A 23,003-nucleotide genomic window follows, 5' to 3' on the forward strand; every position below is an offset into this window, starting at 1 on the left:
GTACCAAAATTATGGTATCAAAACTGTAGCATCTTTTCTAGTTGAAGTAAGTACCATCTTCCAGCAGGATAAAATCTTCAGCAGACAGTGTGATTAACTCTTCACGGGTGTGGAACTCAGCAGACAGCATCCGCACGGCGTGTTCGCGGATGGCCTTCTCAATCACATTGCGTACCAGACGGGCGTTGCTGAAGTTGTGAGGGTTCAAGCGCATATCCTGTTCCAGGATCAAGCGCAGCTTTTTCCTGGCCGGAGCAGTTAACCGGTATTCGCGGTCCTCAGCCATGATGTCAGCAATGGCTAACAGTTCAGCAATGGTGTAGTTTTTAAACTCCAGCACAATGGGGAAACGGGATGGCAAACCAGGGTTGGATGACAGGAAATAATCCATTTCTTGTGGATAACCGGCTAAAATCAGGATAAATTGATCCCGGTAGTCTTCCATTGCCTTTACCAGGCAGTCAATGGCTTCCCTTCCGAAATCCTTATCCCCTCCCCTGGCTAATGAGTAAGCTTCATCAATAAACAAAATCCCTCCCAACGCTTTTTTAACGGTTTCCCGTGTTTTCTGTGCCGTATGACCGATATATTCCCCAACCAGATCTCCTCGCTCTACCTCTACCAGATGTCCTTTGCTCAACACCCCAATGTCGCGGAACATCTGGCTTAAAATCCTGGCCACTGTCGTTTTTCCAGTGCCCGGGTTTCCTTTAAAAATCATATGCAAGCTTTGGGATGTTGTTTTTAAACCCAGCTCTTTTCTCTTTTGGTTGATATATAACCAGGCATAGATTTCATAAATAAAGTCTTTTACATTCTCCAAGCCCACGAGGCGCTCAAGTTGTTTCATAGCCCGCTCCAGAATCATATGCTTTGGTGAGTCAGGGATAAACGCGCGCTGATGGGCAGCCTGTGGTTGATGAACTTGATGGGACGTTGGCATAAACTTAATGTTAATATGTCCCCCGTCGTGACGAATGACAGGCTTAGACACAATCGGTCACCTCTTTTTGTGTCAATGTATAAGTATCATACGCAGGAGCCCAGACAATGGTGACTCAAGGGCATAGACACTAGAATGGTAAAGTAATGTGGTATAATAGGGATTTGGTGAGGTGATGATGTATGCAATTAAAGCTGGAACGCATTGAGGACAAAGTAGAATTTTTTGAGGCAACCGACATAAAAACACTGGAGAAAAAAATTGACGAGCAAATTGAGAACAATAAAGCCCTGCTGTTGGAAGTCCATTCTGTCCAACATCAAGTGGCTTTTGATCCCCGGACTGGCCAGCCCTTGTATAGTGCTGTGGTTCATTTTAAAGCAAAAAAGTAAGAGATAATGCTACAGAGTGAAACGGACATGCCGCAATTCCCATCCTGCTTGCCGGTACGCTTCGGCAAGCCCTTTTTCTTTAATGGCTTGTTTGGGCACCTTTTTCAATTTAACACCGTAAGTGCAGCCCTCTTGTAAGGGAAAAGGGTTGAGTTGGATCGTTTCAGTATCCAGCCAGCGGGCCATGATGGTCTGATGGTCCAGGTGAGAAAAACGCTGTGGAAACCCCTGGCGGTACCAGCTGATCTCCTCTTCTTTGGATACACCTGGCCGGTTCAGGCACACATAGAGGGAAAGGTTATCACAAAATTGGAGCAAGTCAAAGTGGAATTTCAGATCGGCATCTTCCTGGGGAGTAGAAAGGTGTAAATCTTCTCTGATCAGCCGTTGCCGCTCTTTTTCTTCCTGCATGTACTGTTCGGCAGCCGGCTCGGATGTACTGGCAAAGAACGAACAGTAATGCATACTGCATAATAGGGCAGCATAAGGGCTGTATCTTTGGACCTCATCCACTCCCTTCCGGTAAAATGTCAATTTAGGACGCAAAGGAAATTCCATAAACGAATATGGTGCGTTTTCGGCATCGTTCCAAAACGGTGTGTGGTCGAGGTCAATCCAGCCCCGGTCATGCTCATAGATTGCATACAGGACATCCTGCCGTTTGGGGCTCCCATAAAAATGCCGGGGATTCCAGTTTGTGGCGATATCTCCGGAAAGCTGGGCGTGATCATACTGTTGAATCAGTACAAAATGATCCTGAAAATCAACGACGATCATGTTCTCACTCTCCATTCCAGATCAAGGGGAGTTTTGTTCTTGTTCCATCTCCCGTGCAATCCCTTCCACCATCTCTTGCAGATCTTCATCGACAATCTCAATTGTTAAGTCATAAAACTCAAACGGGTCCTCTTCTATATGATTCAGCTTGTATAGATAATGTTTCACATCATGACGAAGTTTTTGAACGTTAATCCCGTAATGATGGTCCGGATACGCCTCCAGCTTCTTCAAGCCACCTTCAAACAGTAATTTAGCCCCCTCAATGTTATTCCAACGGAAATGGTATAAACCTACTGCCACTTGGATCAGACCTTGATAAAAAGAATAACAACCTTCCTCCAGCCACAGTTCCTCCAGGACATCATGGCACTCGTAGTAATCCCTTTTAATGTTAAAATAGTACAGATATAATAGATACAAGTGATGGTAAATCATCCGATTCCCCTCATTTTTATCATCTTATGGTCGTGAGCGATAATGGTATTCTTTTTGGTCATAAAGCATTTGCAATACAACCGTCACTCTTTTATAATGAAGATAAAGAGAGCATTAAAATACGTTTTTAGTACCAGAATTAGCATGTTCTGATCATTAGAGTATATAATAAAAGGGAGCACCGGTGTTGCCGCACCGATGCTCAGACTGGCAACCATACCGCAAGAAGTGCGGTGGCCTTTGGGCAAGTGTTAAGTAACCTACCCTCAGCCTCCAACAGGGTGGGTTACTTCTTTTTTTGAGCTACGGCGATGACACTTACGATCAAAGAAGCAAAGGCGATCATAAGGAACATCGCTTCATAAGTTGTCAGCATACGGCACCACCCCCTTTCTTACCAAAATCAAGGGGTGGCCACCGCCCACCCTGCCTATATAGTTGCCTTTTTCATTATATCATTTTTCCATTATTTTCTCTATCTTGAGCTACAGAATGAACTTGTTCCGGCATCTTACACCTACCCTTCTGCATCTGCTTCTTCCCCATCCACCGGTTCAGCTTCTTCCCCGGGAGCAGTTTGGTTTATCACTTGTTGCTGTTGCCAAGTCTCCAGCTGCTTTTCAATTTCAGTCATAATCCGGCCTGCTTTTTCCCACTGACCAGCGCTCATTGCGTCCCGGTAGGCATTAAATAGATCGGCCAACTGATCAACCAAAGCTTCGGCAGTCACGATGAGTGGCGTTTGTTCGTCTTGGCCAGATTGCTGTCCATCCGCCCGGACGTCTCCTGCTTCCATTTCCAGCAGGCGGTCTATCGCCTCTTCAAAGGTGTCTTCCATCACAATGTAATCTTGATAAGCCACAATAATTTTCCCCACTTCAGGCAGTGAAGTGTGCGAGTCGGATTCAATATAGACAGGCTCCACATAAAGCAGCGTATCCTCTATGGGGATCACCAATAAATTGCCTCTGATGGTCCGTGAACCACCTTGTGACCAAAGATTTAATTGCTGAGAGATATACGGATCTTGGTTAATCCGGTTCTCAATTTGTTGCGGTCCGTAAACGGTCCGTTGTTTGGGGAAGCGGTACAAGAGCAGCTCACCATAGTATTCCCAATCGTTTCGCACTGCCAGCCAGGCAATCATGTTTTGCCTGTTATTCGGGGTAAAAGGCTGGATCAGGATAAACTCTTCCTGCTCTTCATCGGGTAGCTGCATGGTAATGTAGTAAGGTTCCATCAAAATATCTTGGTCATAATATTTCTCTGTGGGAAAAGCCCACATGTCTTCCCGGTTATAAAAAACTTCTAAATCGCTCATATGATAGGTTCTGAAGATATCTGCCTGATAGGTAAACAAATTGACGGGGTAGCGGAAATGGGCCCGGATGTCTTCTGGTATCTTTTCCTCGAACAAACCGGGGAAAATGTTCGCATACGTTTGCCACAGGGGGTCCTCCCGGTCAACAACATAAAAATGAACCTCGCCCGTGTAAGCATCTACGACTACTTTGACTGGGTTCCGGATATAATTGAAACCCGTTCTCACTGGTTCGGCATAAGGATAGTAGCGGGTGGTTGTATAAGCATCCACAATCCAAACCAACGTCCCGTCATTTCTGACCACAATATAGGGGTCTTGGTCATATTGCAAAAAAGGGGCAATGGACTTAATACGCTCCATAATATTTCGTTTTCTGAGCAGCTGGCTTTCTTCAGTAATCAAACCAGAGATAAAGATGCGCGGCGATTTTTCCTCCCAGGCATACACAAAACGATGAAAACGGGTCATAGGAATCCCGCTATCTGCAGTATAGCGGTAGGTTACATTAGAATCCCCTTCTGGATAATCAAACTCATCGACCTTGGTATTGACGATCACGGAGGAATAATTTTGTTCTCCAAAATAAATCTGGGGGCGGGTCACGTTCAGGCTGCCCTCAGGCGGCAAATTTTTAACCAAAAACTCCGGTTGCCCTTGAGGTGTAACATGGTTGACATGACTGGCCGCTATGCCATATCCATGTGTGTAGCGCAAAGTCCGGTTCACCCATGTTTGAGCCTGGGCGGGTAAGTTTTCCGTATTTAATTCCCTAGCCCCAATAAACACCTGGTGATACTCCCCATCTATCGGGTAGCGGTCCACATCTACATCATTAAACTGGTAGTACGTGCGGATGGTTTGCATCTGGTTGTACACATCAAGGAGGGGCCGTGGATCATTAATGCGCACATTATTTAAAGTGAGGCGGTTTCTCTCCAGCAACTCCTCCGATAGCACACCGCTGCCTGTATTGACATATTGGCGAATATTGTCCAAGCCATAGGCTTGGCGGGTATAGGTCAGACTATGTTCAAGATAGGGTTTTTCCCGCTCAAATTCATTTGGTGTGACCACAAACTGTTGTACACCCCAGGCGGCCAGTTGAACACCGATTAGCACAAGCACGTACAGGATTGGACCGGCTGCGATCAAGCGCCAGTTTTTTCTGTACAGGCCAACTAAGATGGCCACCGCAGCCATGACCGGTGTCACGCCCAAAAGATAGGCAGAGGGAATATTAATCACTACATCTGTGTAGCTGGCGCCGTAAACTACACTTTTCTGTTGAAAGCCATTAATCGTATCGCTTAACACGGTGTCGTAGCGGCCCAAAAAATGTTTCGTTCCCAGAAGCCCTCCTAACAACATCACGCTCAACGTAAACTGGATCCTGGCTCCCCGATCCCTCCACAACAACTTGGCTAGCCCGTAAGCTGTACCTTGAATGATTAATATGACGATCACCAAACCAAGCAATGAACTGACCACAAAATTCCAGAAAGGCAAAGAATAAACATAGAAGGCGATATCATGACCAAAAATAGGATCTCTGACCTGAAATGACACTTGGTTTTGATAGGTTAAAAACCGCTCCCAACCTAATCCTTGGACAACACTTGAACCCAATAAACCGTAAAGGGAGGCCATAACAAGACTGCTGATCATAAACAGCTTGCGCTGACGGAATATGAATGGTAATTCCTCAGGGAAAAAGTGGTGTAAATAGGCGCGTCTGATGCCTAGCAGGGTCAGGAATAACGTACAGCTAAATAACAGGAAACCTGCAGCAAATAGCAGGATACGTGCAGATAGGATGGTGATAAAGACATCGCTATAACCCAATGAATCCATCCATATGTATTCAGCCAACAAAGAAAATAAAAAGTCACCAATCACGAAAATCATCAAAAACAGACCGGCTGCAGCAAGCCAGTATGCTTTTTTCTTGTTTAATTTTTTCTTGGGCTGATAATCGTGATAATGATAAACCTTAAACTTCAAAAGCGCTCACCCCTTATCAAAACCATGAGATCAGACAGTCCCATAAAAATTAAAGCCTCCCCTCCACCGCTTAAGTGTAAGGAAGGCTTGCGTTCACGTGTTTAACACTCTTCCGGTTTTCCGGCATCTTCCGCTGTCCGGAAGGAAGTTCCACAACCACAGGTGGCAATGGCATTGGGATTATCGATGGTGAAACCCCCGCCCATCAAATTTTCTTTGTAGTCGATTTTGGTCCCTGCCAAAAATTTTTTGCTGTTTGCGTCCACAACGATGGTGATTCCGTTTTGTTCAAACACCTCGTCGCCATCTTTTTTTTCTGTATCAAATCCCATACCATAGGTCAATCCGCTGCATCCGCCATAGGTGACACCGATACGCAGGTATGGGTTACCTTCTTCTTCAGCCAGCATTTCTTTAATTTTAGCACTAGCACTCTCGGTAATGGTGATCATTTTTAAGCTCCCTCCTTATGGAGTCTTTATGATTATTATAACGCGTCAAATAAACAGACACAAGAACGATGATCCTCTTCATTTATTGTGGCAATTTATTGTGGCACTGTACACCAATTATACTTTACAGGCTGCGTATCTATCTGTTCAAAAATATGATAAAATATGAACTAAAAGCGGTGATAACCCATTAGCTTTTGAAAGGGTGAAAACGATGGATTTATTAAACAAAAATAAAAAGAACAAATCACAATTTACAATTTTGAACAATGATTCTACAGATGGACATGGCGGTTTTGGGGTAGGCACACTCAACTTGAATAATGTTTCTCCTGTCATCATTGATGTAGAGAATGAACGGGCTTTTGTAGACATGGGTGCTTTACATGCCAGAAGTGAAGTGGAAAAGCGGATCAAATTTACCCCTAATAAAGAAGAGGTGCCCAATGGCCGCCCCTACTGGATCGTATGGGTCACTGTGGATCGTAATGAGCATGGACCCTATTACGCCGGGGTAGCTGCTTGTGAGATGACAGTGGACCGGGAAGCACGGCGGGGCTACAAGAATTTAGCCGAACATGTCAATCATATGGACAAAGCGCTTAAACGCAAAATCGTGGTTAACCATATGGATAAGAAGTCCAAGAAAATCCTCAAGGATTTTCTCCAAAATCATAATCAAAACATGTGGGAGCATTCCAGTGAAGATCTCAAGCAACAACTGGAAGCCTAAAGCATAACAAAAAACGCTTGGCTGATGTGGAAGTCCAAGCGTTTTTTGTATGTTAATCTTTGTGATTACGCTTCGTGGGCTTTGTCGTATAAGGCATGCAGCTTGGCGATAATGCTCTCCATATCACTGTCCTCGATTTCATGGCGCTGTACCATGCCCACGATTTTTCCATCTTTTAACACGGCAAATGAAGGTGATGAAGGCGGATAACCTTCAAAATATTCCCGGGCTCGTGCTGTTGCTTCCTTATCCTGTCCGGCAAAGACGGTGAACAGATGATCAGGCTTTTTGTCGTAATTAAGGGATTGAACAGCAGCGGGGCGGGCCAATCCGGCTGCACAGCCACAAACAGAGTTCACCACTACCAGCGCCACCCCTTTGGCAGACCTAAACGCTTCGTCTACTTCTTCCGGTGTTTTTAATTCTACAAAGCCGTGCCGGGTCAGCTCTTCTCGCATCGGACGAATCATCAGATCCATCTGATTTTGGAAAAACATATTCATCCGCACTCACCTCCTTAATATGATGGGGTTTTTATTTTTCCTGCTCATGATTGAGGGATACAGGACGGGCTGGTGTAAAGGTAGAAATGGCATGTTTATACACAAGTTGTTGCTTTCCTTCAGAATCGATCACGATAGTGAAATTATCAAAGGCTTTGACAAAGCCTCTAAGTTGATACCCGTTCACAAGATAAACTGTAACGGGAATATTCTCTTTGCGAATCTGATTTAAAAAGAAATCCTGAATATTGACGTTTTGTTTCATCTTTCTATGTTCCTCCTCATTTTTTGCTTACTTTAATCTATTCTAGATCATCTGCCATTTTCCTGCCACATAGTGGATAATATTTTTGACCACCGCAGAAAACTGGCGATGATCGGTTACCTCAAACCAGCGAATCTCGTCCATGCGCCGGAACCAGCTGAGCTGCCTCTTGGCATACCGCCGTGTGTTGCGCTTGATCAATTCCACGGCTTCATCCAATGTCAATTCGCCCTCTAAATAACGAACAATCTCTTTATAGCCGATTGCCTGCATGGACGTAGACGATTTTGGCACCCCTCGTGCTAGCAGTTGTTTGACTTCTTCCACCAAACCTTGTTCCATCATTTGGTCTACCCGTTGATTAATGCGTTGGTACAGTTTTTCCCGTTCCATAGTTAACCCAATCATGACAAGATCATAGGGAGAACGGCGGTGCCAGTCCTGTTGATAGTGTGCCATGCTTTTGCCTGTTGTCTCCAGAATCTCCAGCGCTCGTATCACCCGCCTGGTATTGTTTGGATGCAGCCTGGCCGCATAGGCCGGATCACGAGTTTGCAATTCTTTGTAAAGAGCCTCTTTGCCGTGTTCAGCTAAAAATCTTTTCCACTTTTCCCGCAGGGCAGGGTTGTTCTTCTCAGCAAAGTGGAAGTCATGGGTGACCGCTTGCACATACAACCCTGTCCCTCCGACCAAGATGGGAAGCCGCCCTCTTCTATTGATTTCCTTGATATAAGACTTTGTCAAGTTCTGAAAGTGAGAGACAGAGAAGTCCTCATGGGGTTCAAGGATATCGATCAAGTAATGGGGAATGCCTTCCTTTTCTTCTTCCTTAATCTTGGCTGTCCCGATATCCATCCCTTTATATACTTGCATCGAATCTCCTGAAATGATTTCCCCATCAAAGGCTTTGGCCAGCTCAATACTTAATTTTGTTTTCCCAACTGCCGTGGGACCCACAATAGATAACAACCGGTCTTTATTCATGATGATCGGACTCCAAGTCTATAATCCCAAACCAAAAGGAGGCATGGGGACGAATAAGGGGAGTAAAACCTAAAGCTTCAAAACGAGGGCTTTCCCGGGAGTCTTTCAGCACAATACGCTTTCTAGCCACCCGCCTTGCCTCTTGGATCGCTTCAGGTTTGAGTTCTTCATAGTTAGCCAGCCGTTTTAATGGGGCGATTCCCATCGAGCGCTGAACGGTTCGTTCAAACATGGGATCAAAATAGACCACATCAAACTGATTGTCAGCACATTGTTTGAGGTAAGACAAATGATGATTACAAATCACTTCAATGCGCCGCATCGCTTCATTGACGGCCTTTTGCTCAGTCTCAAATGTTTTAAGACCGTCTTGCACAATACAGGCCAGTACTGGAACAGACTCTATGCCTACCACCCTGCCTTTTTCGCCAACAATATAGCTGGCTACAATGGCATCGGCACCTAAGCCAAGGGTACAATCTAAAACGGACATACCCTCTTTAAGCCCCGCTGCTTTTGCTAAAGGGTCCTCTTCCCCCCTCATCAGGCGGCGGATGCGCAACATTGCAGAGTTAGGATGAAAGAAAAAAGGCTTCTCCTTCCCATCACAAAAAGCACATTTGATTCCTTCTGATGTCACGAGTACAATATGATCCGCTTCATACGTACGGCACAGAGCCTGAATGGAGTAAGATCGCCGCTTAACGAACGGAACACCCAGCCTTTGGGCCACTTGCTTGGCTTTAGATTCGAGATGGTCTTGTTTTCTTGCTGTGGTGACTAACATGGCTACATCACTCTTTTAAACATTTTTTCGATCTCATATTTGGTGAGTAACACCGTAATAGGTCGTCCATGGGGACAAGTGAAGGGATTGGAACTGAGTCGAAGCTTCTCAAGCAAAGCTTCCATCTCCTTGCGGGTCAAATACTGATTCGCTTTAATGGATTGTTTACAAGCCATCATTTTAGCCACTTCGTCCCTAAAGGTCATCCACTCCAATTTTCCCTTGTGATGAATAGCAAAATCAATCATTTCCCGAATCAACGCTTCTTCTTCACCCTGTGGGAACCAATTAGGATGAGACCGGATCATATATGCATGATGCCCAAATTCTTCTAAAAATAGACCTGCTTTTTCCAGTATGGGTTGATGCTTTTTGATGAGTGCAGCCTCACCTGCGGTAAATTCGAGAACCAGCGGAATGGCCAGTTCTTGACTGGCTCGCTCTGTCTGATTCAGTTTCTCTGTGAAATGTTCATACCATATTCGTTCTTGTGCGGCGTGCTGATCGATCATGTACAGCCCTTCTTCATTCTGGGCTAGAATGTATGTGCCGTGAAGCTGGCCTATAGGGTACAATAGGGGGATCTTCTCAGCTGGCCGCTTCATTTGTTCAGCAACAGGTTGCTCCATTGCCTTTACTGCGGGGGGTTCTGCGACAGGATGAGATGTCTGTTTTCCAAGCTTTTCTTCCTCTTTCACAGGTAAACCTTCTGTTTCGGCATATTCGCCGCTTTGATCGTGAATCTGGTCAGGCTGAGAAGAATGCTGTACATGGGATTGATGAACAGAGTTGCCATCATTTGGTTTTTGAACTTCCTCAGGACGAGAAGGTTTTTCCTGTGGCAAACTCAGGTCGAGCGTTTGCTGGACAGGCTTGTGTTGACCTTGTGTACGCCGTTTCATACTGGATAAAGGCGAAGGAATGAGGCAATGTTCCTGTAACGTTCGTTTTATTTCTTCCTCCAGCCATTCTAACAGTTCATTCTCTTTACTCAGCCTGATCTCCAGTTTTGCTGGGTGGACATTGACATCCAGTAAGCTGGGATCCATTTTCAGGCTCAAGAGTACAACCGGGTAACGGTGTGCCGGCAATAAGGTGTGATAGGCTTGTAAAATGGCTCTGTTAATCCCTTGATGCTTAACAAAGCGGCCGTTAATAATAACGGTCAGATAATGCCTGTTCGCCCGGGTTAGGTCAGGCTTGCTCAAAAAGCCTTCTGCTTCAAAATCCAGATGGGCCGCCTGAAAAGGAAGCATCTGTTTGGCTGCTTGATGTCCGTAAATATGAGCCAATATGTGCAACAGGTTCCCATTCCCACTGGTTGAAAGCAGGGTTCTTCCGTTATGCCGCAAGCGAAAAGAGATGGTGGAGTGGGCCAGGGCCAAACGGTTGATCAAGTCGCTGATATGGCTTAACTCAGTGTGAACGGTTTTTAAATATTTGTAGCGGGCAGGGGTATTAAAGAACAAGTCGGTCACTTCCACCATGGTGCCTTGGCGGAGAGGGGCATCTTCAACCGTTGTCACTTGCCCTCCCTCCAAACGGATGAGCGTTCCCTTTTCGTCTTGTCCGTTCCAAGTCTCTAGCGTCACTTTGGAGACGGCAGCGATGCTGGGTAACGCTTCTCCTCTAAATCCCAAGGTTTTGATCCGGAACAAATCCCTTTCCGTTTTAACTTTGCTGGTGGCATGACGTTCAAAAGCCAATTGACTGTCTTGACGGGACATGCCGGTCCCATTATCTGTCACCTTAATCCGCTTTAAGCCCCCATCCTCTACCTCCACGTCAATGACTGTGCTTTGGGCATCAATGGCATTTTCAACCAGTTCCTTAACGACTGAAGCAGGACGCTCCACTACCTCCCCCGCAGCAATTTTATTGGCCAGATCTTCGCTCATCACCTGGATGTGGTTCATGTTCTACCCCCTTTACGCTTCAGGTGTTGCTGCAGGCGGTAAAGGGTGTTTAATGCTTCAAGGGGTGTCATATTGATTAAATCCAATGTTTCAATTTCCTCTAAAATTTCTTGCTGCCATTTTGGCTCCCGCCTGTACGGCTCTTCCTGTGCTTCATCTCCAAACAGAGAGAGCTGCACAGGACCCTTGTCCCTGTGCGTTCCGTGCTGATCGGTGGCCACAGCTGTTTCTGCTTTGGACTCTAATACCTGTAAAATAGCAGCTGCCCGTTCTATTACAGCCTTGGGCATACCTGCCAGCTCAGCAACATGGATTCCATAACTGCGATCTGCTTTCCCTTCCAACACTTTATGTAAGAACGTAATACGCCCTTCATGTTCAGAACAAGCCACATGAATATTTTTAACTCGCTCCAGTTCCTGTTCCAGATCGGTCAATTCATGATAGTGGGTAGAGAATAAGGTTTTGGCTTGCACTTGGTGATGAATATACTCTATTACGGCTTGCGCCAATGACATGCCATCATACGTTGACGTTCCCCGGCCAATTTCATCAAGTAAAATCAAACTGTTCGGGGTAGCCTTGGTAATCGCCCGTTTGGTTTCCATCATTTCAACCATAAACGTGCTTTGACCGCCAACCAGGTCATCTGCTGCCCCAATACGGGTAAAAATTTGGTCAAAGATAGGTAAAGTTGCCTCTTTAGCCGGGACAAAACAGCCCATTTGGGCCATGATGACGATCTGGGCCAGCTGTCGCATATACGTGCTCTTACCAGCCATATTAGGACCAGTAATCAACAAGATCTGCCGGTCTTTATCATTCATGTAGAGATCATTGGCCACAAACTCCCCGCTAGGCAGCACCTGTTCCACCACAGGGTGGCGCCCTTCTTGGATCACCAGTTCTCCATTCTGGCTAAAGCGGGGTCGAACATAATGGTACTTCTCACTGACCTTGGCAAAAGAGCATAAACAGTCAATCTGGGCAATGATACCGGCCAGTTTTTGTAAACGGTCCGTATAGTTTTTCACTTTATCTCTTAATTCTATAAATAACTGATACTCCAATTCAATGGCCCGTTCACTGGCATCCAAAATTAATGCTTCTTTCTCTTTGAGCTCAGGCGTAATAAACCGTTCGGCATTACTCAAGGTTTGCTTACGTTGGTAACGTCCCTCATCAAGAAGATGGACATTGGCTTTAGTCACTTCAATATAATAGCCGAACACTTTATTATAACCTACTTTTAACGATTTGATCCCCGTCCGTTCCCGTTCCTTCTGTTCAAGTTCAGAGATCCAGTTCTTTCCTTCCCGGCTTGCTTTGTTCAGCTGGTCTAGCTCCTCGTTATATCCTGGCTTAAAGATGCCCCCTTCCTTAATCGTAACTGGAGCATCCTCTGAAAGGGACTGGTCCAGTAATCTGACCAACTCCGGACAAGGGTCTATGGAATCGATAAGGGGATGCATACAATTGTTCGGCAACTGGTCAAGCTGCTCCAACAGATCGGGAAGCGCCTGTAAAGACCGTTTCAATTGCAACAAATCCCTTGGTGTAACGTTGCCAAAAGCCACCCTGGCCGCCAAACGCTCCAGGTCATAAACCTCTTTTAAAATGAGCATGATTTCTTCACGAACCAAGGGGTTGTTCACCAATGTCTCAACAATATCTAAGCGCTGTTCTATTAACTCCTGATCAAGCAAGGGTCTTGTCAGCCATTTTTTAAGCAGTCGTCCACCCATCGCTGTAGAGGTTTGATCCAAAAGCCACAATAATGATCCTTTCCTGCTGCGCTCACGCAATGTTTCCAATAACTCAAGATTACGTTTGGCATGGGTATCCAATGATAAATAGGCCTGAGGCCGGTAATAATGGAACGGTTGCAAATGATCAACAACCTTTTTTTGGGTATCCAGCAAATACTCATACATGAGCACCAGAGCTTCGTTGATCACTTCGCTCTGTGTTGAGGCCGTTTGAAGCCTCAGCCATTCAGAAGCATTGACGACGTCCGCTGAACCAACTTCCCGCACGGTTATAATGCCTGGGTAGTGTTGTTTCAAACCCTTGATTTCATTTTGTGAAAAGGAAGTAGACATAATGACTTCTTTAGGTTGAAAATGACTGACCTCTTCAACAAACAACCCCCAATCCCCTATTTCGGTGCCTGTCACTTCGCCTGTAGACAAATCGCAGCCTACCACAGCATACAGGTCAGGTGCTTTGGTCAAAAACAACATGAAATTATTTTCATCTTCAGCTAACATGCTCTCTTCCATTAAGGTGCCCGGGGTAATCACACGCACGACTTCGCGCTTGACCACCCCTTTGGCCTCTTTGGGGTCTTCTACCTGCTCACAGATGGCTACTTTATGGCCTTGATCAATCATCTTTTTTATGTATTGGTTGGCTGTATGATAGGGAACGCCGCACATCGGGATTTTTTCACCACTTTTTCCCGCTGGGCGGCTGGTTAACGTAATCTCCAGGATTTGGGCTGCCCGCTTAGCATCCTCAAAGAACAATTCATAGAAATCTCCCAGACGAAAAAACAAAAAAGCATCAGGATATTCCTTTTTAATCGACAAATATTGCTCCATCATCGGTGTGTAGTGTACCATGGCTTTCCTCCACTATACTTGAATCTATTTATTGATTATAACATAGATAGACTAGAGTGAAGTCAAGCGCCATGCAGGCCGAATATCCTGATACTCATCCCAGCGATAGTGAGCTTCAATCAGCTGATAGAATGGATCTAGCTCGTGCTGGTATTCCCTATAAGAAGGACAGCGCAACTTTAACTCCTGCCACAGTTGGTGAACAATGCCTCTCAATTTATCTTGTTCCTCCTGGTAAAAATCTGTTTGAACTCGCCAATTATTCAGCGGCATCCACTCCAGATGCTGGTAATCATTGGCTAATACCTTGGCTAAACAAACCACCCCTTTTGCGATCCGGGGACGAACCAGCCAGCTTGGAGGTGTCCTGTATTCAAAACCCCCGTGAAATTGCTCACGTATATCCCCTATATAGCCGTACTTCGGGCGACGGGAAAGAGAGATAGGGCTTTCCATTAAAAATAAAGGCAGTGTCAGATAATTATCCAGCGCACGGACAAAACGGGTATTGAGCGGAACACCGCTAAAATGAAGGTGCCCCCCTATGGGAAAACCCTTCAGCGGTTTGCCCCCGGCCAGCCATTGGATGTCAGGGTTATTGATTTTCCTCTCCGCAAGCCGCAGGCACAGAAAAATATTTTTAAAAAGCTCCCTGGGATCAGGACTATGCTTAGGTCTAAGTTCAGCAATAGGATGTTTGTTGCGCCGGCCAGGAATCCAGATTGAATCGTAGCCCACCCTGCCCAACTTGGGAAAATAGTTAGAAGCTAAAACATACTTCCCATTCCGGTGCCTTAAAACAAACTCTAAATCGGCTCCCAGAACGGGATTATGGTGTTGGGCATATTCTGTTACTTGTCTTTCAATCAGACGATTCAAAGCTTCCTTATTGCCAGGAGGAATACGGTTGCTCATACGCCACACACGGTACCGGGGTTTGACGGAAAACACCCCCACATCAACCAATCCTAAATCATAGCCTAATGAATATAAAGCACGTATAGCCAATTGCCGAGATTTTCTGACATCCCGTGTAGAGGTTTGAAGCGGCAAAGCACGAAAAGAACTTCTCCGGCCAGGCCGGGTTTTTAACAGGGGGCTGTTTTCTTCTCCGCTTTGGTCTGCTTGCCAAAGAGCAAAACACTCCAATTGGCAAATGGCAAAGCGCAATATTTTTTTCGGTCTTGGATCTTTATCTCTAACAACCGCAATTCCGCCTGACTGCAGCAAGTTTTGTTCAAGTTGCTTTTCCGTTTCAGTAGGAGGAGGCACATATAAGCGAAGTTCAATTTTTCCTGGTGGGTATCGGTCAACCTGATCAGGATCCGCGATGACATAGGGAAAGTCCAGCTCTTCCAATTTGACGGTCATATGAATACGAGCTCCTCTGCTTAGAGTCGATCAACCCTCCTACGTATCAAGATATGCGACGCCACTAAAAGAGTGAGCAAAGAAAAATGGAGGATGAACCCTCCACTTTACATAATAAATATTAAGTTAATCCAATTCATCAATCACAATGTCAGGATCCAATTCTTCGAACTCTTGATCATCCTCAAAGGAAAATTCCTTGTCATCATCCAATCCTTCACAACCACCTGGGCAAACCACGACACACACCTTAGTCTCACCGATCACCTCAACCAAAAACTCGCGTTCCACTTGAACAAGGACAGCATCTCCAGTGTTTGCAATTGTCGCCTCACACGCTGTTGGTTGTTGAGTCGCCCTGGCATCAACCTCTAATTCGCCATCCAGATAGTTTTTATCCATCATGGTGAGCGGAACTTGATCAACATAGCTGACTGTTTCAGTTGCCACTTGTGTTTGTGTGTTTTTGTTGTATGAGTACCAAATGTTGATGTCGTAAGAACCACTTACTTCAACTATGTCTCCCCCATTGGAAGCTGTATAGGTATGATTAATAATCCAACAGCCCAAGATGTTGGTGGGTGCATGAGCTGGAGTGATGGTGTGAGTAGCTTGAGTAAATTTACGACCCCTACCACAAACTGCTTTGGTAACAATTTCACGACATTGAATATCTCTTTCTGTTTGAGACATTAACGCTACCTCCTCCATACATCGCGTTCAGTTAATTGTATGCATGACAATCGTCTATGGTGCAAAAAAGGCACTGAATTTCTTCAATGAAATCCAGTGCCTGTATCAAGAACGCGACAAAGGAGGCCTTTGTGTCAGTTTAACAGAGCAGGGATTATCGAATGGGGCAAGAGAAGTTAGACCCTCCTCCGGTCTCTCCTGTGAGCACATTGCCACCTGTTGATTCAATAATTTTATCGGTAACCGTATTAGAAATGATATTGGTCACCATCTGTAACAAATCATTGACATCTCTCTGGGATTGTTTAAACTCTTGGACAATGGGAATCTGATCCAACTCTTGGTGAAGTTGTTCCAATTTGGCTTCTGTTTCTTCCAAAGCCTTACTTTTTTTGTAATGTTCATAGTGAACAGCATGCTTTTGCAAGCGCTTGATCTCGGCAATCAAACGTTGCACTTTTTCATTTTTTTTAATCTGTTGCTCGGCCCGTTTAAAGAAATCCACTTCTGCAGACTGGGCAATGAGAACGGCCAATTTTTCCGCTTGCTCAATAATTTCTTTCCGGGTCACAATTTCAGACTTTGACATAAATCATACCTCCACTGGCTGAACCTGTTCTCCTTTTAATGTCCATGTTTGAGGTTCAGTGATTTTTACATGAACAAGCTTGCCAATTGCATCTTTAGAACCTTTAAAGTTGACCAGTTTGTTGGTTCGTGTCCGGCCGGCCAGGACATCTGGGTTATTTTTGCTTTCCCCTTCAACCAACACTTCAACAACCTGTCCTCTTAAGGCTTCATTCTTACGGCGGCTGATTTCATTTTGCAGGGCATTCAGGCGGTACAGCCTCTCTTTTTTCACATCTTCTGGTACATTGTCCTCCATTTGAGCAGCCGGAGTGCCATGGCGCGGAGAATAGATAAAGGTAAACGCCGAATCAAATTTTACCTCTTTAACCAGGGAGAGAGTGTCCTCAAACTGCTCCTCTGTCTCGTTGGGGAAACCGACAATAATGTCTGTGGTCAGAGAAACATTTGGAATGGCTGCCCTGATTTTACGGACAAGCTCTAAATATTCTTCCCGTGTATATTTCCGCCCCATGAGTTTGAGAATCTCATTGTTTCCTGATTGAACAGGAAGGTGAATATGCTCAACCAGGTTGCCGCCTTTGGCTAGCACTTCAATCAGTTCATCATCAAAATCCCACGGATGGCTTGTTGTAAACCGGACCCGGGGAATATCAATTTTGCGGATGTCATCAAACAGATTGGCCAAACGGTAGCGGCGGTCTGTAAAATCTTTGCCATATGCGTTCACATTTTGTCCTAGGACCGTAATTTCCTTATAGCCTTGTCGGGCCAGTTCACGCACTTCAGCCAGCACATCTTCTGGACGGCGGCTGCGTTCTTTCCCTCGGGTAAATGGCACGATACAGTAGGTGCAAAACTTGTCACAGCCGTACATGATATTGACCCAGGCTTTGATGCCCCCTTCTCTTTTCTGAGGAAGATTCTCAATGATATCTCCCTCTTTGGACCACACTTCGATGACCATTTCTTTGGAAAGGATGGCATCACGCAAAAGAACCGGCAACCGGTGGATGTTATGCGTGCCGAAAATCAGATCGACATGATGATAGCTGCGCAGTATCTTATTCACCACCGCCTCCTCTTGGGACATGCAGCCACATACGCCCAAGATCAGCTCTGGTTTTTCTGTTTTTAAACGTTTAAGCCGGCCAAGCTCACCAAACACTTTGTCTTCTGCATTTTCACGGATGGCACAGGTGTTATAAAGAATTACATCCGCCTCTGTTTCATCTTCTGTTGGCGTATAGCCCATGCTTTCCAGCAAACCGGCAATGTGCTCACTGTCATGTACATTCATTTGACACCCATAAGTAACCAGCAAGTACTTTTTACCCTTGCCGATATCAAGCATCTCTTCAGGTATCTCTGCTTGAAACACCTTAATATCTTCTTTGCCGCGCCGGCGTCCTTCTTTAAAGTCCGGCTCAGAATAAATGGTCACTTGGCGTCCTTTTATGCGTATCCGTTTACGGTTATTCTCTTCGGAAATGACTTTAAAGGAATCAAAGTATTTGCTGTAGTCTTTTGCCATCTATATCAACTCCTACAACAAGGATGCATTTGTTTTCTATAACATATACATTATAACGAAATTTAAAATGATGGGCAAACGAACAGTTTGGTTAATTTAGCATCATATAGCAAACGAGAAAACACAACAGATAACAAAAGGAGACTGTCTGCCAGTCTCCCTCATCCGCCGATAATGGCCCGCAACATATTGGTTGTTTCACCGGGTGGATAAATCACATAAAGTAAGAGATAAACAGTAACGCCGGTCACAGCTGTTAAAAACCAGATCACCGAGGTTAAGGGTCCAATCCGTTTATGCTGGTTATATTGTTTCTTAAAACCATAGTAAAGTGTTAACAGGCCCAATACAGCGGCTAATGTGGCCAGAACAATATGGAAAAGCAAAAAAAGATGATAATATGGCGCGACATGGTCTGGGCCGCCAAAAGCGGTATTGCCTATAAAAATGGTTCTGGACATATAAATAACAAAAAATATCACAGCAAAGATTGAAGCAAATGCCATCACCTGAATATGACGCTTCGTATCCCCACGCCGGATCACAACCCAGCCTATCGCGACCAGAATGGCACTGATCACTATACATAAAGTGCTTATCAGGGGTAAAATGTATGCCATGGAATCCCTTCTCCTTCAACTACCAGTATCCTTAAGCTCTTCTGACACTGACAAATACTGACAAAATAAAGTTTTAGTTGCTCCGTTGGGTAGAAGGCTGTTTGATCACAACATGATTGGACTGAGAATGACTGGTTACATAGCCTAAATCTTTTTCTTCAACGGGATCAATTTCTCGTCTGCTACGCTCCTTTTGCGCCCACTGGAAATAGATGATAATTAAGGCTGTTGCGAACGCAGCTTCCTGGACCAGCTTCATGATCACGCCCCCCAATTGCTGGTCATCCAAAAGAGAGAGTGTAGCAAATATTTGGGGTGCGTCGATATAGGTGGTATACAGGATCTTTTGGGCAAATATAACCAGTGCACATACAGGCGTGATCAAAACGCTTCCTGTAATAATGTAGCCAAATTTGCGCAAAAAGGTCGATTGCCGTTCACCAGACAATGGGCTGATAATGGGCCACCACATGAAACAGGCTGCCACAAAGAGAAAAGAATGATAAACGGCATGCAGCCAGTGGTATTGCATCACTGTGTCAAACACAATGGGTACATGGTAAAAAGACAAAAAGGCATTAAAGTTTATCACGGCTACAAAAGGATGAGTCATAAAGGCAAACACGCTTTTCACAGTCCGTACACTTAACAAAGCATTCCATCCCCATTGTGGGATACCAATAATCAATAGCGGTGCCGCCACCATGTAACTGACAGCCATCTGCAGCATATGGGCACTAAACAAATAATAGTATCCCAGCACATGAATCGGTGTGCCGTGGACAAGATACAATATCAGCAGTGCTGACAGAAAAGCCGCTTTTTTCCCCCGGGACACGGGAGCGGTTGCAAAGGGCAATTGTTCTCGCAGCCGATCTGTCAAAAGCAGATAGAGCATCCCAACAACAAGCAGTACAGCCAATATATCTGGACGCCACAGCTCAAAAAAGCTGTAATTGTTCAGCGCATCACGCAATGTCATGGCCGAGATCTCCTTTCTCCAGCCTGCACAAAAGCCGATTAAACAACCAATTAATCATTTATGGGTTCAACCATATTTTAAAACCCCTGCATGTCCTTTGCAAGCAATGACAAGGAATTGTCAAAGTACATGCCAGGGGTTGAATGATCATCAGATATATGTTTTACCACCAAATCAATAACATCAAAGCGGCAATGGTCAGGATAGCCACAAAAACACCGCTGAACATAAATAGAATGGGATATTCGCTGCCTTTCTCATTCAAGTGCATGAAAATGAACAGTTGCAAAATAAACTGTATACATGCCAGCAACAGAATGAAGGGAACCGCAAAACCGGCCGGAATTTGCTCACTGGCCACTGCAACAAAGGCCATCGCCGTTAACACGATCATTAAGGCGAATGACACATAGAGCTGCATGTTCTCTTTCTTTTCAGCCTGCTTGTCTCTAATGGTTTCGTCAACTGTATGCCGCCCGTGTGAGGTATGATTCACATTGGCCATCAGCTTAACCCACCTTTCCCATGAGGTAAACCAGGGTAAAGACGAACACCCACACTACGTCTACAAAGTGCCAATACAGGCTAGCCACATAAAATTTAGGTGCCGTGTAGGTATTAATACCTTGTGTGCGGGAGCGGATCAACAGGGTTGCAAACCACAGCACACCAAAGGTCACGTGAGCCCCGTGGAAGCCAAGAAGGGTGTAGAAAGCAGAAGCAAAAGCACTTGTCGTATACCCAAGTCCCTCATGAACGACAAACTGATAAAACTCATAAATCTCCAATCCAAGAAATGCCAAACCCAACAAAATGGTGATCCAGAACCACAACTGCATTCTGGCAAAGTCATTGCGCTGCATTGCTTTGATTCCCAAAACACTGGTCATGCTGCTGAGCAACAGAATAAATGTCATCAGCGCTACGTATTCTAAATGAAACAGATCCTGGGGCCCAGGGCCACCTTGCGTTGACCCTTTCAGGCCCAAGTAGGTCCCAAACAGGGAAGCAAATAAGACAACGTCACTTCCGATAAAGAACCAGAAGCCAAGAATTTTGTTTTTACCTTCCAACGTGGCTTTTTCAGGATGGGCAGGAAGACTGTTAGTCTGGTTCACCTGCATTATGCCCCAACCCCCTTATCCATACCCTCATCATGCGGTTCGATATGATGACCGTGGTCTTCAATGACAGAGCGCAAGAACATGCACAGCAGCGTTCCGGCAATGCCAACACCGGCAATGGTAAACGGAATCACATTGGATTCATAGAAAGAATGCAAGCAGAAACCGAATCCGGCGATGAACAGCGCAAAAGCCATAATAAACGGTAAAATGGATGGATTAGGCATATGAATAGGACCTAAAGGCTCAGCAGGAATAATTTTGCCGTTACCTTTAGTTTTCTCCACAAACAGCGGGTCCAATCCACGCACTTTAGGGGTTTGGGCAAAATTATATTCCGGAATCGGTGTTTTGGTTGCCCACTCCAATGTACGTCCATCCCAAGGATCAGCTTCAGCCAAGTCAGCCCGCAAATGGGTATAAATTACATTGATCACAAACAGGATGGTTGCCACTCCCATTAAAAGGGCACCCACGGTACTGATAAAGTTACCGGTTTCCAAACCCAAACCTTCAAGATAGGTAAATACGCGTCTAGGCATGCCCTGTAATCCCAGGAAATGTTGAATAAAGAAAGTCAGATGGAAGCCAATCAGGAACAACCAGAACATCCATTTACCCAGGGTTTCGTTTAACTTCTTATTAAACATTTTGGGCCACCAGTAATAGATACCGGCAAACAATCCTAACACAACGCCACCAATGATCGTGTAATGGAAATGTGCCACCACAAAATAGGAGTCATGGTATTGATAGTTAGCAGGAGCTGCAGCCAGCATAACACCGGTGACACCACCCATCACAAAGGTGGGCAGAAAACCGAGACAGAACAGCATGGCCGTTGTCATCTGAATCCGGCCGCCCCACATGGTGAACAGCCAGTTGAAAATTTTAATCCCGGTCGGCACAGCAATGGCCATGGTCGCCACAGCAAACAGAGCATTAGCTACGGGACCCATACCAACAGTGAACATATGGTGAGCCCAAACCATAAAACCGATGAAACCGATTAATATGGTAGCAAAGACCATGGAGGTGTAACCAAACAAACGCTTCTTGGAGAAAGTGCTGATCACTTCAGAAATAATCCCGAATGCAGGCAATACCAAGATGTATACTTCGGGGTGTCCGAAAATCCAGAACAAATGCTGCCAAATGATGACGTTTCCTCCACCGGCAACGTTGAAAAACTGAGCGTCAAATATTCTCTCGAACATAAGCAGGAACAACCCGGCCGTTAACGGTGGAAAAGCAAACACGATTAATGCAGAAGCAATAAACGTTGTCCAAGTAAACATAGGCATGCGCATCAAAGTCATGCCAGGTGCCCGCATGTTTAAGATGGTCACCAAAAAGTTAATCCCGCTGATGAGTGTTCCCGCACCAGAGATCTGCAAACCAAGCACATAAAAGTCAAGTCCAGAACCACTATATTGAGTGGACAATGGTGCATAAGCTGTCCAGCCGGCATCAGGTGCGCCACCCATAAACCAGCTCAGGTTCAACAAAATGCCTCCAAACAGAAACAACCAGAAACCCAGAGCATTCAAAAAGGGGAAAGCAACGTCCCTGGCCCCAATCTGCAACGGAACAATGACGTTCATCAAACCGAACAGAAGGGGCATGGCCGCAAAGAAAATCATAGTTGTTCCATGCATAGTAATCAGTTCATTAAATGTGGAACCGCTAACAAGCGTATTTTCCGGGTACATGAGTTGCAAACGAATTAAGATAGCCTCAATTCCACCAAGTAAAAAGAAGAAAAAGCCTGCGGAGAAGTACATTTTACCGATCTTCTTATGATCAACAGTCGTCAGCCAATCCCATAAAACACTTCCAAAGCCAGCTTTTGGTTCCGCTGTTGAGACATGGCTCTGGCCAACAGCATGTGTAGACATACATCATTACCCCCTTCATCACAAACAATATCCAGCTTAAGGCCTTACATTGCC

Annotated in this window: 23 protein-coding genes; 2 read left to right on the forward strand and 21 right to left on the reverse strand. The window is 45.2% G+C overall.

The window, feature by feature from the left end; all coding sequences use genetic code 11:
• Positions 1 to 37: 37 nt before the first annotated feature.
• Positions 38 to 997 carry a stage V sporulation protein K gene (gene spoVK, locus IEW48_RS01210; protein WP_371874793.1) on the reverse strand — a complete coding sequence of 320 codons (960 nt, stop codon included), beginning with the start codon at positions 995 to 997 and terminating at the stop codon, positions 38 to 40.
• Positions 998 to 1,125: 128 nt separating this feature from the next.
• Here spoVK and IEW48_RS01215 point away from each other — a divergent pair, with 128 nt between their 5' ends.
• Positions 1,126 to 1,335, forward strand: a complete 210-nt coding sequence (locus tag IEW48_RS01215) for a YrzA family protein (RefSeq protein WP_007502580.1) — start codon at positions 1,126 to 1,128, stop codon at positions 1,333 to 1,335.
• 9 nt (positions 1,336 to 1,344) lie between these two features.
• On the opposite strand, the gene IEW48_RS01220 is transcribed toward IEW48_RS01215, so the two are convergent.
• The 5 genes from IEW48_RS01220 to IEW48_RS01235 form a co-directional block, all read right to left on the reverse strand.
• Positions 1,345 to 2,112, reverse strand: a complete 768-nt coding sequence (locus tag IEW48_RS01220; protein ID WP_188622240.1) for a DUF3891 family protein — start codon at positions 2,110 to 2,112, stop codon at positions 1,345 to 1,347.
• Positions 2,113 to 2,133: 21 nt separating this feature from the next.
• Positions 2,134 to 2,550: a DUF309 domain-containing protein gene (locus IEW48_RS01225; protein WP_007502578.1), complete on the reverse strand. Its 417-nt coding sequence runs from the start codon at positions 2,548 to 2,550 to the stop codon at positions 2,134 to 2,136.
• Positions 2,551 to 2,836: 286 nt separating this feature from the next.
• Positions 2,837 to 2,926 (reverse strand): putative holin-like toxin, encoded by a 90-nt coding sequence (locus tag IEW48_RS16950; protein WP_222822582.1) that lies wholly within the window; start codon positions 2,924 to 2,926, stop codon positions 2,837 to 2,839.
• Positions 2,927 to 3,067: 141 nt separating this feature from the next.
• Positions 3,068 to 5,875, reverse strand: a complete 2,808-nt coding sequence (locus IEW48_RS01230) for a UPF0182 family membrane protein (RefSeq protein WP_188622241.1) — start codon at positions 5,873 to 5,875, stop codon at positions 3,068 to 3,070.
• A 101-nt stretch (positions 5,876 to 5,976) separates the two neighbouring features.
• A complete protein-coding gene (locus tag IEW48_RS01235) occupies positions 5,977 to 6,327 on the reverse strand; it encodes a HesB/IscA family protein (RefSeq protein ID WP_188622242.1) in 351 nt (116 codons plus the stop codon).
• 214 nt (positions 6,328 to 6,541) lie between these two features.
• Here IEW48_RS01235 and IEW48_RS01240 point away from each other — a divergent pair, with 214 nt between their 5' ends.
• Positions 6,542 to 7,060 carry a YwhD family protein gene (locus IEW48_RS01240; RefSeq protein WP_188622243.1) on the forward strand — a complete coding sequence of 173 codons (519 nt, stop codon included), beginning with the start codon at positions 6,542 to 6,544 and terminating at the stop codon, positions 7,058 to 7,060.
• 65 nt (positions 7,061 to 7,125) lie between these two features.
• On the opposite strand, the gene IEW48_RS01245 is transcribed toward IEW48_RS01240, so the two are convergent.
• The 15 genes from IEW48_RS01245 to ctaD form a co-directional block, all read right to left on the reverse strand.
• Positions 7,126 to 7,563: a BrxA/BrxB family bacilliredoxin gene (locus tag IEW48_RS01245; RefSeq protein WP_007505939.1), complete on the reverse strand. Its 438-nt coding sequence runs from the start codon at positions 7,561 to 7,563 to the stop codon at positions 7,126 to 7,128.
• Between the two features lie 31 nt (positions 7,564 to 7,594).
• A complete protein-coding gene (gene hfq / locus IEW48_RS01250) occupies positions 7,595 to 7,828 on the reverse strand; it encodes an RNA chaperone Hfq (RefSeq protein ID WP_188622244.1) in 234 nt (77 codons plus the stop codon).
• Positions 7,829 to 7,870: 42 nt separating this feature from the next.
• Complete coding sequence (gene miaA, locus IEW48_RS01255) at positions 7,871 to 8,812, reverse strand: tRNA (adenosine(37)-N6)-dimethylallyltransferase MiaA (protein WP_188622245.1); 942 nt, start codon at positions 8,810 to 8,812, stop codon at positions 7,871 to 7,873.
• The gene (locus IEW48_RS01260; protein ID WP_007505942.1) at positions 8,805 to 9,599 is read right to left on the reverse strand and encodes a class I SAM-dependent methyltransferase; all 795 of its coding nucleotides are present in this window, start codon (positions 9,597 to 9,599) and stop codon (positions 8,805 to 8,807) included. Before IEW48_RS01260 ends, miaA begins: the two co-directional genes overlap by 8 nt.
• A gap of 2 nt (positions 9,600 to 9,601) precedes the next feature.
• Complete coding sequence (gene mutL / locus IEW48_RS01265; RefSeq protein ID WP_188622246.1) at positions 9,602 to 11,515, reverse strand: DNA mismatch repair endonuclease MutL; 1,914 nt, start codon at positions 11,513 to 11,515, stop codon at positions 9,602 to 9,604.
• A complete protein-coding gene (mutS, locus tag IEW48_RS01270; RefSeq protein ID WP_188622247.1) occupies positions 11,512 to 14,139 on the reverse strand; it encodes a DNA mismatch repair protein MutS in 2,628 nt (875 codons plus the stop codon). The genes mutL and mutS overlap by 4 nt, the downstream gene beginning before the upstream one ends.
• 51 nt (positions 14,140 to 14,190) lie before the next feature.
• Positions 14,191 to 15,510 carry a putative amidoligase domain-containing protein gene (locus IEW48_RS01275; protein ID WP_188622248.1) on the reverse strand — a complete coding sequence of 440 codons (1,320 nt, stop codon included), beginning with the start codon at positions 15,508 to 15,510 and terminating at the stop codon, positions 14,191 to 14,193.
• A 126-nt stretch (positions 15,511 to 15,636) separates the two neighbouring features.
• Complete coding sequence (locus IEW48_RS01280; RefSeq protein ID WP_007505946.1) at positions 15,637 to 16,203, reverse strand: outer spore coat protein CotE; 567 nt, start codon at positions 16,201 to 16,203, stop codon at positions 15,637 to 15,639.
• Between the two features lie 154 nt (positions 16,204 to 16,357).
• Complete coding sequence (locus IEW48_RS01285) at positions 16,358 to 16,792, reverse strand: YlbF/YmcA family competence regulator (RefSeq protein ID WP_007505947.1); 435 nt, start codon at positions 16,790 to 16,792, stop codon at positions 16,358 to 16,360.
• A gap of 3 nt (positions 16,793 to 16,795) precedes the next feature.
• A complete protein-coding gene (miaB, locus tag IEW48_RS01290) occupies positions 16,796 to 18,325 on the reverse strand; it encodes a tRNA (N6-isopentenyl adenosine(37)-C2)-methylthiotransferase MiaB (protein ID WP_188622249.1) in 1,530 nt (509 codons plus the stop codon).
• A gap of 161 nt (positions 18,326 to 18,486) precedes the next feature.
• On the reverse strand, positions 18,487 to 18,945 hold the full coding sequence (locus tag IEW48_RS01295; RefSeq protein WP_188622250.1) for a DUF420 domain-containing protein: 459 nt from the start codon (positions 18,943 to 18,945) through the stop codon (positions 18,487 to 18,489).
• 73 nt (positions 18,946 to 19,018) lie between these two features.
• Positions 19,019 to 19,927: a cytochrome c oxidase assembly protein gene (locus IEW48_RS01300; protein ID WP_188622251.1), complete on the reverse strand. Its 909-nt coding sequence runs from the start codon at positions 19,925 to 19,927 to the stop codon at positions 19,019 to 19,021.
• Between the two features lie 163 nt (positions 19,928 to 20,090).
• A complete protein-coding gene (locus tag IEW48_RS01305; RefSeq protein ID WP_007505951.1) occupies positions 20,091 to 20,432 on the reverse strand; it encodes a cytochrome C oxidase subunit IV family protein in 342 nt (113 codons plus the stop codon).
• 4 nt (positions 20,433 to 20,436) lie between these two features.
• Entirely contained in the window at positions 20,437 to 21,051 is a 615-nt protein-coding gene (locus tag IEW48_RS01310; protein WP_188622252.1) for a cytochrome c oxidase subunit 3, read from the reverse strand.
• A complete protein-coding gene (gene ctaD / locus IEW48_RS01315; protein ID WP_007505953.1) occupies positions 21,051 to 22,949 on the reverse strand; it encodes a cytochrome c oxidase subunit I in 1,899 nt (632 codons plus the stop codon). The genes IEW48_RS01310 and ctaD overlap by 1 nt, the downstream gene beginning before the upstream one ends.
• Between the last annotated feature and the right edge of the window lie 54 nt (positions 22,950 to 23,003).

This window comes from Caldalkalibacillus thermarum (assembly GCF_014644735.1).
GTDB classification, from domain to species: domain Bacteria; phylum Bacillota; class Bacilli; order Caldalkalibacillales; family Caldalkalibacillaceae; genus Caldalkalibacillus; species Caldalkalibacillus thermarum.

What these genes read in the sequence shown, in the direction of transcription:
- IEW48_RS16950 (WP_222822582.1), bottom strand. Translation starts at nt 2,926, where the DNA reads ATGCTGACAACTTATGAAGCGATGTTCCTTATGATCGCCTTTGCTTCT.
- IEW48_RS01245 (WP_007505939.1), bottom strand. Translation starts at nt 7,563, where the DNA reads ATGAATATGTTTTTCCAAAATCAGATGGATCTGATGATTCGTCCGATG.
- IEW48_RS01280 (WP_007505946.1), bottom strand. Translation starts at nt 16,203, where the DNA reads ATGTCTCAAACAGAAAGAGATATTCAATGTCGTGAAATTGTTACCAAA.
- IEW48_RS01225 (WP_007502578.1), bottom strand. Translation starts at nt 2,550, where the DNA reads ATGATTTACCATCACTTGTATCTATTATATCTGTACTATTTTAACATT.
- IEW48_RS01310 (WP_188622252.1), bottom strand. Translation starts at nt 21,051, where the DNA reads ATGCAGGTGAACCAGACTAACAGTCTTCCTGCCCATCCTGAAAAAGCC.
- IEW48_RS01235 (WP_188622242.1), bottom strand. Translation starts at nt 6,327, where the DNA reads ATGATCACCATTACCGAGAGTGCTAGTGCTAAAATTAAAGAAATGCTG.
- mutL (WP_188622246.1), bottom strand. Translation starts at nt 11,515, where the DNA reads ATGAACCACATCCAGGTGATGAGCGAAGATCTGGCCAATAAAATTGCT.
- IEW48_RS01305 (WP_007505951.1), bottom strand. Translation starts at nt 20,432, where the DNA reads ATGGCCAATGTGAATCATACCTCACACGGGCGGCATACAGTTGACGAA.
- IEW48_RS01215 (WP_007502580.1), top strand. Translation starts at nt 1,126, where the DNA reads ATGCAATTAAAGCTGGAACGCATTGAGGACAAAGTAGAATTTTTTGAG.
- ctaD (WP_007505953.1), bottom strand. Translation starts at nt 22,949, where the DNA reads ATGTCTACACATGCTGTTGGCCAGAGCCATGTCTCAACAGCGGAACCA.
- IEW48_RS01240 (WP_188622243.1), top strand. Translation starts at nt 6,542, where the DNA reads ATGGATTTATTAAACAAAAATAAAAAGAACAAATCACAATTTACAATT.
- IEW48_RS01275 (WP_188622248.1), bottom strand. Translation starts at nt 15,510, where the DNA reads ATGACCGTCAAATTGGAAGAGCTGGACTTTCCCTATGTCATCGCGGAT.
- IEW48_RS01260 (WP_007505942.1), bottom strand. Translation starts at nt 9,599, where the DNA reads ATGTTAGTCACCACAGCAAGAAAACAAGACCATCTCGAATCTAAAGCC.
- IEW48_RS01300 (WP_188622251.1), bottom strand. Translation starts at nt 19,927, where the DNA reads ATGACATTGCGTGATGCGCTGAACAATTACAGCTTTTTTGAGCTGTGG.
- hfq (WP_188622244.1), bottom strand. Translation starts at nt 7,828, where the DNA reads ATGAAACAAAACGTCAATATTCAGGATTTCTTTTTAAATCAGATTCGC.
- mutS (WP_188622247.1), bottom strand. Translation starts at nt 14,139, where the DNA reads ATGGTACACTACACACCGATGATGGAGCAATATTTGTCGATTAAAAAG.
- miaB (WP_188622249.1), bottom strand. Translation starts at nt 18,325, where the DNA reads ATGGCAAAAGACTACAGCAAATACTTTGATTCCTTTAAAGTCATTTCC.
- IEW48_RS01295 (WP_188622250.1), bottom strand. Translation starts at nt 18,945, where the DNA reads ATGGCATACATTTTACCCCTGATAAGCACTTTATGTATAGTGATCAGT.
- IEW48_RS01220 (WP_188622240.1), bottom strand. Translation starts at nt 2,112, where the DNA reads ATGATCGTCGTTGATTTTCAGGATCATTTTGTACTGATTCAACAGTAT.
- IEW48_RS01285 (WP_007505947.1), bottom strand. Translation starts at nt 16,792, where the DNA reads ATGTCAAAGTCTGAAATTGTGACCCGGAAAGAAATTATTGAGCAAGCG.
- miaA (WP_188622245.1), bottom strand. Translation starts at nt 8,812, where the DNA reads ATGAATAAAGACCGGTTGTTATCTATTGTGGGTCCCACGGCAGTTGGG.